Genomic DNA, 13,149 nt, shown 5'->3' with positions numbered 1-13,149 from the left:
TTCCTCCTAATGTTTGAAATGACGCATGCCTGTTTTTACCATTGTGAGTTGGTGCTGGTCTGCTAATTCGACCGAATCTTGATCACGGATCGATCCACCGGGTTGAATGATTGCTGACACACCATACTTCAGGGCTAATTCAACCGTATCTGCAAATGGAAAGAAGGCATCACTGGCTAAGACTAAAGGTTGCTTAACTTGAGATAATTTGGAACTGGCTGCTTTAAGGGCAATTTCAGCCGCCCCAACCCGATTCATTTGACCCGCGCCAATGCCTAGGGTCATTTCCCCATTGCTGACCACGATGGCATTCGATTTCACATGCTTACACACCTTCATGGCGAAATTCATCGCTTGCAGCTCAACTAAATCCGGTTGACGTTGGGTCATCACTGTCCATTGAGTCGGTAGGTTCGATTGAATCGAATCTGGTAATTCATCAGAAGCATCCGTTGCTTGTCCTAAGAGTCCTCCAATAATGCTGGTGTATTCAGTCTGATAGAAAGATGATTTGGCTGAGAAATCCAAATTCAATAATCGTAAATTTTTCTTAGTTTCCAGAATGGCTAAGGCTTCTGAACTAAATTCTGGCGCGATAATAATTTCCAGGAAGATTTCTTGCAGTTTTTGAGCTAAGTCGGCTTCTACTGGACGATTTAAAACCAAAATCCCACCGAAGATTGAAACAGGGTCTGCCTGATAACAATTAGCAAAGGCTTGCTCAATATCGGCACCGAGGGCAACGCCACAAGGATTCATATGTTTCACCGCCACAGCGCAAGGTTGGTCAAATTCACGAGCGATTCGAATAGCTGCATCAGCATCCCTTAAATTATTATAGGATAACTGTTTGCCCTGTAATTGTTGAGCCGCTGCTAATGAGAAAGCTGGCGGGTTGATAGCCCGATAGAAAGTCGCAGCTTGATGACTATTCTCACCGTAGCGGAGTGGAGTCGCCTGATCATAGGTCAAGGTCAAATAATTCCATTGATGTGGTTCGGGGAAACTCAAATCTTGATGCGCTGACGTCAAATATTCGCTAATCATGGCATCATAATGGGCAGTTAATTGAAAGACCTTGCGGGCCAAATAAGCTCGGAAAGCTAAGGAAGTGTTTCCCTCTCGGTCCAGTTCTTGAATGAGATACGGATAATCTCTAGGATCAGTGACCACAGTGACGGATTGATAATTCTTAGCAGCTGAGCGCAACATTGACGGACCACCGATATCAATATTTTCAATCGCTTCTGATAAAATGACATTTTCTTTATGAATCGTTTCCTTAAATGGGTAGAGATTCACCACCAGATAGTCAATCGCAGCAATTTCAAACTTCTCACAGGCGGCCAGGTGGTCTGATTTATCTCGCAAGTGAAGCAGGCCCCCATGAACCTTAGGATGTAGAGTCTTAACCCGGCCATCCATCATTTCGGGAAAACCCGTATATTCTTCGACGGCTTCAACGTTCAGTCCGGCCTCTTCAAGCACCTTAAAGGTCCCTCCGGTTGATAGGAGCTGAATACCGTGTTGACTCAAACTTTGAGCCAGTTCGACAATACCTGCCTTGTCAGACACACTCAATAAAGCATACTTCTTCACAGAGATTCTCCCTTCAATTCTTTAATAATTTCTTGAATAACTTGTGGATATAAACGATGTTCAATGCGATGAATTTCTTCCTCTAATTCTTCGAGCGTCATTCCTTTGGGGATAGTAAGCTTTTCTTGAGCAATAATCTCTCCCGTATCAATCCCTTGATCTACATAATGGATGGTGACTCCTGTTTGATTAACGCCTGCTTGATAAGCATCCAGAATACCTTGTCGGCCCGGAAATAAAGGCAACAGGGATGGATGAATATTCAGAATCCGTTGGGGGAAGGCTTGAAGCAGACCTTTTCCCAATATCCGCATAAAACCAGCTAAGACAACTAAATCAATCTGTCTTTCTTTCAAGAATTCAATAATTTCTTGCTCCCAGGCGCTTCGACTTGGATACGCCTCAGGTGGACACAGTAAAATATCCAAAGAATAAGGTTGCACTTTACTTAAGACTGGGGCTTGAGCTTGATCGCAGACTAGAGCTACCGCCTGAGATTCAATCTGGCCCTGATCAATTGCTTTCAAAATGGCCATGACATTGCCCCCATTACCCGAGGCAAACAGAGCTAATTTCATCCTATAAACCCTCAATCTGAACTTGTTCTTCGTCGGCAGCCAGCGCGCTGACCTCACCAATCCAACGACTTCCCGGAATGGCTGCTAGAATGTCTTCCTTATATTTAGTATCGACCGCTAAAACCATGCCAATCCCCATATTGAAGACATTAAACATCTCTTCCTTGGAAAGTTGGCCTAATTCTTCTAACCAAGTGAAGACTTCAGGGATTTCCCAAGATCCATATTGAATATTCGCCTTAAGTTGCTGAGCGAACATGCGAGGAACATTCTCATAGAAGCCACCTCCGGTAATATGACTGATTCCTGAAATTTTACCCGCTTGAACCCATGGTAAGACTTCTTTGACATAGATTTTTGTGGGTTCTAATAGGGTCTCAATCACAGTTCTACCAGACGGTAATTGGTCAGTAAAAGCAATTTGATGGTCTTTAAAAAGAATCTTACGCACCAAGGAATAACCGTTGGAATGAATTCCTGAACTGGCTAAGCCAATGAGTTGGTCGCCTTCCTTAACTTGTTGACCATCAAGCAAGTGAGTTTTATCAGCAATTCCAACCACAAATCCGGCTAAATCAAATTCATCCGCAGAATACAAATCAGGCATTTCAGCGGTTTCACCGCCAATCAGAGCCGCTCCAGCTTGAACACAACCTTCCGCGACACCTGCTACGATTTGTTCGATGGTTTCTGGCTGGTTCAGGCCAACTGCTAGATAGTCTAAGAAGAAGAGAGGTTCTGCTCCTTGAGCTAATACATCGTTGACACACATGGCTACACAATCAATGCCAATGGTATCAAATTTCTCTGCTTGTTGAGCCAGCAAAATCTTGGTTCCAACACCATCAGTTCCTGATACCAAGACAGGTTGGTCAAATTTCTTACCAGATAAATCAAAAAGCGCGCCAAAACTACCTAAATCGTTCATGACTTCTGGACGTTGAGTACGAAGTACATGTTTCTTCATCCGTTGAACTGCTTCATAACCCTTATGTATATCTACACCTGCCTGTTGATATGCCTTACTCATCTACATTCTCTCCTTTTAATATTCTTTGTTGCAATGGGGTTAAATTCTTCTCAAATTCCTGGCGATATTCGCCTAAATCAGCTGTCGTCTGTCCATTAAAACCTGCGGTACAGATATCTATGGAATGTGAATGATCTTGACTTAGAATACCTTGACGCAGACCGTCAATTGACAAGAAGGCCAGGCTATCAGCGCCAATATATTGGCAAATCTGCTTGACCGTTCGATTGGAAGCAATGAGTTGCTGATTCGTTTGAACGTCAATCCCAAAATAATTTGGAAAGCGAATCGGCGGGCTAGCTATCCGCATATGAATTTCGCGAGCACCAGCTTCTTTCAGTAGCACGACCAGTCTTTTAGAAGTCGTTCCTCGAACAATGGAATCATCTACCAGAACAATCGACTTGTCTTGGACAATTTTTCGTACTGCTGATAATTTTTGCTTAACGCCTTGTTCACGCATGGCCTGAGTCGGCTGAATAAAGGTGCGTCCCATATATTGATGCTTAATTAGACCCATTTCATAGGGTAAACCACTCGCCTCAGCAAAGCCACTCGCAGCAGATAAGGAGGAATTGGGCACGCCTATGACCAAATCAGCTTGTGGGGCGGGTGCTTCTTGGGCCAAAATTTTACCGGTTTCTTTTCTTGCTGAGTGAACATTAATATTAAAAATATCAGAATCCGGCCGAGCAAAATAAATAAATTCCATCGGTTCAATACTAATGCCTAAAGATGGTTTATATGAACGAATCTGATAGCCATCATGGTCAATCTTGACATATTGGCCTGCAGAGACAATATCAATCACCTCTGCCCCCACACTATAAATTGCGCAGGTCTCACTGGCTAGAATAAAGGCTCCATTTGTGGCCCGACCAATCAATAAAGGACGGAAACATGAAGGATCTACAATCCCATATAGACCATCTTCGACTAACAAAGCAAAGTTAAAGCCCCCAGTTAAATGTTGAACCGCCTCAACCAATTTGCGCTCAATATCTTGTTCAGAACTATGTTGCATCAGATGAACTAATAATTCAGCATCCGAACTCGAATGGAAGACTGCTCCTTGCTTTTCTAATTGTTTTCTCAAGGTCTGAGCATTGGTAATGTTGCCATTATGGGTAAGACTTAAGTAGCCATAACTTAATTTGAAATTTAACGGTTGGATATTACTATTCTCATCCCGATCTAAATGAGAGGCAGACCGAACATGGCCCAAAGCATAAGAGCCTTTTAAATCATTTAATAAATGTTCTTGTTTAAAGACATGATTTAATAAACCTAAACCACGATGGTTATAAATTTGTCCGCCCTCTCTACTGGTTATTCCGACACTGGTTTGTCCTCGATGTTGCAAGGCATGCAGACCGAAATAGGTGATTTGAGGTGCATGGGGGTGGTTCCAAATTCCGAATATTCCACCCGATTCACTCACACCTGTTGGACTACTCGCAACATATGCTTGATCTAAGCTAATCGCCATCGATTTATTCCCTTCTCTTAGTTTCTTATTTCACCCTTAAAGTAACATGCAAGGCCATGAAGTTCAAAGAAAAACCGAATATTCATAAAATATCTTTATAATCGTTCGTGTTTTTAGTAAAAGTTTATTCATCAGCAAAATTTAAGCTGTGGCTAAAGAAAAGTACTTTGCTATTGCGAACAAAAAGTTTCAACGAAGCTTATTTTTTTTAGAAAGTATTTGTATTCTGACGGCCATCGATATAAATTATTTTGATAAGCCAGTCTACACTCGCTGAAACTAATATTTTTACCTTCTTAACAAAAAAGACCTAAACCAAGTGAGCTTAGATCTTTTCCAACAGAAGAAGCTCGAAATAAAAATGTAGAGCTTTTCTTATTTTTTATTAAATTTTGATTGAGTATGGGCCCGACGAATTTTTTTAATATTTTGTTTGAGTTTTCGTTTATAACCTGGTTTGACTTTTTTATGTTTTTGTCGATTAACTAAACGATTGATTTCGGGCAGGTCCTCTTTTGCCTTTACTTTACGTCGTTGGCGTCGGTCACGTTGATGTGTTTCAACCAACTCACCATCTTTCCAACGGACAGGAATAAATTGAATGCCTTTATCTTCTAATTGATCAATAGCTTGATCTTCCGCGGGGTCATAGAAGGTGTAAGCTTCTCCAGGTAAGTCATTCCGTCCTGTACGACCAACCCGATGAACGAAGAATTCCAGGTCCTGAGGCAATTCGGTATTAATTACCAGGGATATGCCCGGGATATCAATGCCCCGAGCGGCTAAATCGGTCGCTACCACATACTGAAATTCTAAATTGCGGATTTGACGCATAATCCGTTTACGTTCTCTGGAATCAACATCGCCATGAATTTTAGCGACTTTGAGCCCTCTATGTCTTAAATAATCAACTAATTGATCCGCGTATTCCTTGGTATTGGTGAAGACCAAGGCTAGAAATGGATGACCCTTCGTCAACAAATCATAGGTTAAGACTTTTCGATCCTGTTGCTTAGTATTTAATAAGTAATTGCGGATGGTTGGACTAATGACATCTTGATTTTCTATTTTAATTCGTTGCGGATGATCCATATACTTATTTAGAAATACTTCTAAGGCTTGAGGAACCGTTGCCGAGAAGACCATCATTTGCAAATCTTCTGGCATGCGTGAGGCAATTTCATCGACAGTATTCAAAAAGCCCATGTCCAGAGTCATATCCGCTTCATCTACCACCATCACTCTGCTCGTTTGAACCCATAAAGCATGTTCAGACATGAGGTCAAAGATTCGCCCTGGCGTACCAATCACTAACTGAGGTTGATTTTGACTGCCTAATTTATCTAATTGACGTTTTTTGTCAGTCCCACCGACATAGTTCTCAATTCTTAAAGGATTCGGACGAAATCCATTGATTTGAGTAGCCATTTGATATATTTGTTCGGCTAATTCGCGGCTGGGAGCGGTCACTACGGCTTGAACTTCAGCCAATTCACTATTTAATTGGTCCATTAAGGGTATCAGGAAACTATGGGTCTTCCCTGACCCGGTTTGCGATTCAACAATCAGACTTTCTCCTTTTAAAGCAAGTGGAATAACTTGTTCTTGAACGGGCTTTAAACTTTGAAAATTCAGGCTGCTTAAGGCAGCTTTGATATAATGTTGTATATTTAAGTCTTGAATATCCATAATTTCCTCCTATTATTACAAGTTCCATAATTATTATAATATATTGAGTATTTTATCCCTAATCAAATTGTCAGTATTGCTAAATTAAGCTATAATGTTTACTGTCTAACATACGGAGGGATAGCATTGAACGATAACCGCCTAATTTTGTTTCTTTTTGGAGCTACTGGGGATTTAGCCACCCGCAAATTGTACCCGGCTATTTACCGTTTATATAAAAAGAAACAACTTGCTGATCATTTTGCCGTCATCTGTACGGCTCGAAGAGAATGGACCGATGAACATCTCCATGAAGTCATTCTTAAGAGTATTGCCAAGGAAATTGAAGACCATATTGATGCTAATGAATTTGTCAGTCATTTTTATTACCAAGCCCATGATGTACATAATGCAGACCAATATTATAAATTAAATGATTTAGCAAAGCAATTAGATCAAGAATATCAAACACAAGATAATCGCGTCTTCTTTATCTCTTTATCACCTAGCCTTTTCCCAGAAATTACCAAGCATATGAAGGAACAAGGCCTACTAGCCAACCAAGGATATAGCCGGCTGATTATTGAGAAACCATTCGGTCATGATCTAGCTTCAGCAGAAGAATTACAAAAACAATTAAATCGATCCTTTGAGGAAGATCAAATCTATCGAATTGACCACTACCTGGGTAAAGAAATCGTTCATTCTTTACATTATTTGCGTTTCAACAATTATGTGCTTCGACGACTATGGAATGCAAAAGGGATTAATCATGTTCAAATTGCTTTGGATGAAGAGGTCGGTGTCGAGAAACGAGCAGACTACTATGAAAGTTCCGGCGTAATTCGTGATATGATTCAAAATCATCTCTTACAAATCCTGGCTCTAGCTGCCATGAAAGAACCTGAAGATGATAGCTCGGATGCGCTGAGACAAGCTAAAATTGAAGTTCTCTCCCACCTCAAGCCTTATGCTAATTTAGAAGAATTGAAGAAAAATGTTATCCGGGGCCAATATGGTCCTAATCCTCAATTAAACTTGCCAGGTTACCGTCAAGAAGCCGGTGTTGATCCCCAATCAAACACAGAAACTTTCTTAGCGGCAAAGGTCTTTCTAGATCTACCACAGTGGCAGAACGTCCCCTTCTTTATCCGTTCAGGGAAGAGACTACAACGGAAAGTTTCGGTGATCAATATTGTCTTTAATAAAGAGGAGAATGAAGCACAAGCTAACCGCTTACGGATTGAAATTGGGCCAAACTTAAATTACCAACTTTTCATCAATTCTAAAAAACCAGGCTATGATCATCAAACAGAATCGATTGCCTTTAAGTTTGAATATACTGCTGAAGAAGTCGCCGCCATGCCGGTTGACTATGAACGATTAATCTATGAATGTATTTTAGGTGAGTTAAATAACTTTAATCATTATCAAGAAATTGTCCAGGCTTGGAAATTTGTCGATCATATTATTGCGGGTTGGCAATCCTTACCAGCGCCGGACTTTCCAAATTATCCAGCCGGTATGGCTGAACCTCAAGCAGCGATCGATTTGTTGCAGGGCTATGCCCATCAATGGTATGGCTAGAATTGAAAGCACGATCATAAAATAAAGAACACTGGAAAAATTCCAGTGTTCTTTTTTGGTCACAAAATTTATAAGTTTTAAGCAGCTTGTCCGACCCTGTCTTTTAACATGGCAAAGAACCAAACTAAGCCAAAGGTAATAATAATATGACCTAAACCAGCGATTCCGTTTACCATCGCGGAATCAGCGTATCCCTGAACAGTCATTATTCCTTTGACAAGCATCATCGTCACCGTCCAAATCAAGCCTAAATTATATGAAAGATAGAAACGATTAAATTTAACATGGTCATGCAAGTTAAATTGACGATCAAGGCTTAAAACAATTAAGAAGAAGACCATTCCTAAAACCAAGAGATGGGTATGGAGCACATTTAATTGACTTTGACCAGTAAAACCTTGCCAACGCGTATATTCACGGTAAAATACGCCAGCAATCAAGCCTAGAATTAAGTATATTTTTGCGGTAGTATAGATTTTTTTCATCTTAGTCGACTCCTTCTGTATTAATAAATTGACTCTGATAAAGATTCTTGTACTTGCCATTTAACGCCATTAATTCCTGATGACTGCCCTGTTCGATAATATCACCTTTCTCCATATATAAGATTAGATCAGCATTACGAATGGTTGATAAGCGGTGGGCAATAATGAATGAGGTCCGTCCCATCATCAATTCATCCATCGCCTCTTGAATGAGTACCTCTGTCCGTGTATCGACCGAACTGGTGGCTTCATCCAGGATCAGCACCGGCCGATCAGCCAATATGGCTCGAGCAATGGTTAATAGTTGTTTTTGACCTTGGGAAATATTGGTCGCTTCTTCATTGATTTCAAAATCATAACCATTTGGTAATGCCTCGATAAAGTGATGGGCTCGGGCTTGTTGGGCAGCAGCTTGGACTTCTTCATCGCTGGCATCAAGACGACCATAGCGAATATTCTCGCGTATACTGCCCTTAAATAACCATGTATCTTGTAGAACCATGGCAATTGCCTGCCGGTAAGATTCACGATCATAGTCCAAAATATTATGCTGATCTAAAGAAATTTGACCTTGATTCACTTCATAGAAACGCATTAATAATTTCACAATGGTTGATTTCCCAGCCCCTGTTGGTCCGACTAAGGCAACCTTCTGTCCTGGTTGAATCTCTGCAGAGAAATTATGAATGATTGTTTGGCCTGGATTATAAGCAAATTGAATATGATCAAAGCTAATGTGGCCTTCGACATCTTCTAAAGGCAATTTATTGGCTGAACTAGCTACTTCTTCCTCTTCCTCCAACAATTCATAGACACGTTCACCCGCGGCTGCCATTGATTGCAACATGGTAACTACTTGGGCCATCTGACCCATAGGTTGGGTAAACCGATTCACATATTGGGTGAAGGCTTGAATATCACCTACAGAAATCTGGCCATGAAGGGCAAAGTAAACCCCTGAGATGACCACCCCAACATAACCTAGGTTGGAGATGAAATCCATAATTGGAAACATTAAACCAGAGAAGAACTGGGACTTCCAGGCGGATTCTTTAAGGGATTCGTTCTCTAGATTAAAGTCACTCAACACCTTATGTTTTTGGTTAAAAGCTCGGACAATGGTTTGGCCCGCAATATTCTCTTCAATTTGGCCATTGATGACTCCTAAAGATTTCTGTTGTTGTTTGAAATACTGTTGGGAGAATTTCATTAAGCTAGCCAAGACACCCATGCTTAACGGAATCATGATCAAGGCAATCAAAGTCATTTGCCAAGAAATTGTTAACATCATGTATAAAATACCCAGCATGGTCACAATCGAGGTAATTAACGTAGTAATACTTTGATTCATCCCGTTCGATAAAGTATCGATATCATTACTAATTCTTGAGAGAACTTCACCATAAGGACGTGATTCGAAGTAGGCCATTGGCATCCGATTAATCTTGTCAGTCATCCGTTGTCTTAATTTGAAAGTAATATCTTGGGTAATGGTCGACATAATATAGCCCTGCACCATGCCAAAAATCGATGATATAACATATAAAACCAGAACAAATAATAGAATTCGGCCAACATTATCGAAATTAATATCACCTTGACCTTGGATTTTTAACATCAGGCCTTTGAACAATTCAGTAATCGCCTTACCTAATTCCTTGGGGCCGACGATAGAAAAGACGGTAGACAATAAGGCAGTCACAATCACCACCGCAAATGATGCAGGGTACTTCATAATCTCGTGTAGAATTTTACCCATCGATTTGGAAAAATTCTTCGGTTTCTCAACCGATCCTAAAGCCGGTCTGCCTGGACGCCCTGCTTGACTTTGTTGATTTTTATTCTCTTCTTGGGCCATCTTAATTCCCCCCTTTCATTGATCGCTCAATTTCAGCAGCTGATAATTGAGATTGGGCAATCTCTTGATACACTGGACAAGTTGTCATCAATGTTTGATGCGTTCCTTGACCAATCACCTTGCCCTCTTCAAGAACAATAATATTGTCTGCATCTAAGATCGTCGAAACGCGTTGGGCAACAATAATCACTGTCGCTTCTTTGGTAACTAGTTCAAGTGAACGGCGAACCTGCGCATCGGTCTTATAATCCAAAGCAGAAAAAGAATCATCAAATAAATAAATCGTTGGGTCTTTAGCAATCGCGCGCGCAATCGATAACCGTTGTTTCTGACCACCGGAGACATTTGCTCCACCCTGGGAGATACTAGCCTGGTACTCTCCATCCATTTCTTGGATAAATTCATCGGCGGCTGCAATATTAGCTGCTTGCACCATCTGTGGATCAGCAATTTGATCATCGCTATACTTAATATTTGAGCTGACTGAACCTGAGAATAAGACCCCTTTTTGGGGAACATAGCCAATTAAGTCTCGTAAATCATGCTGACTTAATTGACGGATATCTACCCCGTCAATTGTAATTGTTCCTTGACTGACTTCATAGAAACGCAAGAGCAAACTCAACAAGGTTGACTTCCCACTACCTGTACTACCAATGATGGCCGTTGTTTTACCTGGTTCGGCCCTAAATGAAACTTGACTGATACTATCTTGTTTGGCTCCTGGATAACGGAATGAGACTTGATTGAATTCAACCTGGCCATGAGCTTGATCAATATGTTGAACTTGATCGGCATCGTGAATTTGAATCGGTGAATCAATGACTTCAGCGACCCGGTCAGAAGATACTACCGCCCGTGGTAAGAGCACTGCCATCATCGAGAAAATCATAAAGGAAAAAATAATCTGCATGGTATAAGAGATAAAGGCAGTCATCTGACCAACCATAATCCCACCCGATGCAATTTGATGGCCGGCAACCCAAACGATTAAGATTGATGTTGCATTCATGATTAACATCATTAGTGGCATCATCATTGACATGGTCCGATTGACGAAGAGCATGGTTCTTTTTAAGTCACTATTTGCCGTATCGAAACGTTGGGTTTCAAGTTCTTGCCGACCAAAAGATCGAATGACTTGTAGTCCAGTTAGGATTTCTCGGGCGACCAAATTGAGTCCATCTACTTGTTTCTGCATAATTTTAAATTTCGGCATGGTTAACACTAATAAGCCACCAACAATAATCACGACCGCCAAAACAGCTAGCACAATAATCCAGGATAAACTGGTTCCAGTACGGATCACGTGATAGATACCCCCGGCAGCCATCACTGGGGCAAATAAGGCAAAGCGCAAAATCACTGTCATTGTCGTTGAAATTTGTTGAATATCATTCGTTGAACGAGTAATTAAAGAAGTGGTAGAGAATCGATCGATTTCATAATGAGAAAAGCTTAAGACCTTTCGATAAATTTGTTCGCGCAAATTATAACCAAGATCCGCTGAAATCCGTGAGGCAAAGAAATGGGCACCGACTGCTACCAGAATCGAAGCCAAAGTAATCATTAACATTTGGCCACCTTCGCGGAAAAGATATTGCCATTGATAGGCCTGCAAATCATTGCCACTCGCTTCATACTGGTCTTTGACGAAATTAACCGCGGCGGATCGAAGCATATTTTGGTCCATCTTTTCAATTTGCTTCTTAAACATCGAACGCAATTGAGTTTTAGGGATTTGACTTAACATCTGAGGATTCATATTTCCAAAGCTGGATGAAGTCTCTGTTCCCGAACTTTTATTCAGAAATTCCAGCACGGCAATCGGTTCTAACAAACTCTTTTCTAAATCTTTCAGTGCCTGATCATCCTTGGCAATTTGATCATTCAAGCGAAGCGTCTGATGATCGGTCTGTTGGTAATTACTGGCTAAGACTTCTTGTTCAGCAGGAGTCATCATTTCGCTTAATCTTTGCGCATCCTGAGCAGTGATTTCTAGTGGAACGGCATACTCAAAGCCAGAGTTCTGAATACCAATATCGATTAAACGTGAAGTATAATCAGGCAAAAGCAAGGTTGTATAGGCTCGTCCGACATGGAAGAGCATGATTAATAAGATTAACCATCGATAGGGTTTTAATTGTTGCCATAAATTTCGCATAAGTCACCTCTTCATTCTAATTCTTAAATTCTTGGCTCATAAGAGCTTCAATCTTTTGGCCAATTTCAACCCAAGTCTTTAATTCTTCTTCAGACAATTGACCGAAAATGGCTTCCATTTTCTCTTGAAATATCTTGTTTTGGGCATTGAAATGTTGTTGTCCAGACGGTGTCAAGCTCATATAAATAATTCGTCGATCATTCGGATTCTCTTGGCGTTGGACCCATCCGCGATCAATTAAGTTTCTACTCGCCCGCGAGACTGCCGGCGCAGAAATATTAAAAGTTTTAGCCATCTGACTGACGGTTAACATGTCTAGTTCTTGGGCATGCCGATCTAAGTATTGGAGCAATAAATATTCTCCGTGGGGAATTTGACTACAATAATTAAAAATGGGGAAACGACTCAGTCCCACATGGACTTGATATATCTGTTCGAGTAATTCCTTCTTCATGATATACTCCTTCCAAAAATACTTAACACTGTTATTACTTAACATTGTTAATTGTTTACTTGGTTAATATATCATCTCGCTTAACAAATTTCAAGAAAAAAGTTTATCAAAGAGAACAATTATGGGTAATTTAGCTCCTAACTCGTAAAGCCTACATATGAGATCAGGTCTCTCTTTTTGATTTAAGCTGGGTGACTTGTAGCCGATTGCCTCTTTAAGTAAATCAATCAAATAAAA

General features: G+C 40.7%; 10 protein-coding genes. 1 reads left to right on the top strand and 9 read right to left on the bottom strand.

What is annotated here, in order from left to right:
* Nucleotides 1-6: 6 nt before the first annotated feature.
* The 5 genes from purH to M0R79_RS04060 all read right to left on the bottom strand — a co-directional run bounded on the left by purH (nucleotide 7) and on the right by M0R79_RS04060 (nucleotide 6,385).
* Nucleotides 7-1,599, bottom strand: coding sequence for a bifunctional phosphoribosylaminoimidazolecarboxamide formyltransferase/IMP cyclohydrolase (gene purH / locus M0R79_RS04080; protein ID WP_092570083.1), 1,593 nt, complete (start codon nucleotides 1,597-1,599; stop codon nucleotides 7-9).
* Nucleotides 1,596-2,177 (bottom strand): phosphoribosylglycinamide formyltransferase, encoded by a 582-nt coding sequence (gene purN / locus M0R79_RS04075; RefSeq protein WP_248416322.1) that lies wholly within the window; start codon nucleotides 2,175-2,177, stop codon nucleotides 1,596-1,598. The genes purH and purN overlap by 4 nt, the downstream gene beginning before the upstream one ends.
* A 1-nt stretch (nucleotide 2,178) precedes the next feature.
* Nucleotides 2,179-3,207 carry a phosphoribosylformylglycinamidine cyclo-ligase gene (gene purM / locus M0R79_RS04070; RefSeq protein ID WP_092570087.1) on the bottom strand — a complete coding sequence of 343 codons (1,029 nt, stop codon included), beginning with the start codon at nucleotides 3,205-3,207 and terminating at the stop codon, nucleotides 2,179-2,181.
* The gene (gene purF / locus M0R79_RS04065; RefSeq protein ID WP_248416324.1) at nucleotides 3,200-4,696 is read right to left on the bottom strand and encodes an amidophosphoribosyltransferase; all 1,497 of its coding nucleotides are present in this window, start codon (nucleotides 4,694-4,696) and stop codon (nucleotides 3,200-3,202) included. The genes purM and purF overlap by 8 nt, the downstream gene beginning before the upstream one ends.
* Before the next feature lie 375 nt (nucleotides 4,697-5,071).
* On the bottom strand, nucleotides 5,072-6,385 hold the full coding sequence (locus tag M0R79_RS04060; protein ID WP_248416326.1) for a DEAD/DEAH box helicase: 1,314 nt from the start codon (nucleotides 6,383-6,385) through the stop codon (nucleotides 5,072-5,074).
* A 126-nt stretch (nucleotides 6,386-6,511) separates the two neighbouring features.
* Between M0R79_RS04060 and zwf the strand changes: the two genes are divergently transcribed.
* Nucleotides 6,512-7,951, top strand: a complete 1,440-nt coding sequence (gene zwf / locus M0R79_RS04055) for a glucose-6-phosphate dehydrogenase (RefSeq protein ID WP_248416328.1) — start codon at nucleotides 6,512-6,514, stop codon at nucleotides 7,949-7,951.
* A 77-nt stretch (nucleotides 7,952-8,028) separates the two neighbouring features.
* On the opposite strand, the gene M0R79_RS04050 is transcribed toward zwf, so the two are convergent.
* From M0R79_RS04050 to M0R79_RS04035, 4 genes are read right to left on the bottom strand one after another with little or no spacing between them, the layout of a single operon-like run.
* Nucleotides 8,029-8,436 carry a DUF2871 domain-containing protein gene (locus M0R79_RS04050; RefSeq protein ID WP_092570095.1) on the bottom strand — a complete coding sequence of 136 codons (408 nt, stop codon included), beginning with the start codon at nucleotides 8,434-8,436 and terminating at the stop codon, nucleotides 8,029-8,031.
* 1 nt (nucleotide 8,437) lies between these two features.
* On the bottom strand, nucleotides 8,438-10,294 hold the full coding sequence (locus M0R79_RS04045) for an ABC transporter ATP-binding protein (protein ID WP_248416330.1): 1,857 nt from the start codon (nucleotides 10,292-10,294) through the stop codon (nucleotides 8,438-8,440).
* A gap of 1 nt (nucleotide 10,295) precedes the next feature.
* Nucleotides 10,296-12,458: an ABC transporter ATP-binding protein gene (locus tag M0R79_RS04040; protein WP_248416331.1), complete on the bottom strand. Its 2,163-nt coding sequence runs from the start codon at nucleotides 12,456-12,458 to the stop codon at nucleotides 10,296-10,298.
* Between the two features lie 16 nt (nucleotides 12,459-12,474).
* The gene (locus M0R79_RS04035) at nucleotides 12,475-12,912 is read right to left on the bottom strand and encodes a MarR family winged helix-turn-helix transcriptional regulator (protein WP_248416333.1); all 438 of its coding nucleotides are present in this window, start codon (nucleotides 12,910-12,912) and stop codon (nucleotides 12,475-12,477) included.
* Nucleotides 12,913-13,149: the final 237 nt, after the last annotated feature.

Origin of the sequence: Ignavigranum ruoffiae (genome assembly GCF_023195815.2) — a bacterium.
GTDB classification, from domain to species: Bacteria; Bacillota; Bacilli; order Lactobacillales; family Aerococcaceae; genus Ignavigranum; species Ignavigranum ruoffiae.
Note: the sequence above shows the minus strand (reverse complement) of the source record. Positions and strands in the feature narration are given on the sequence as shown.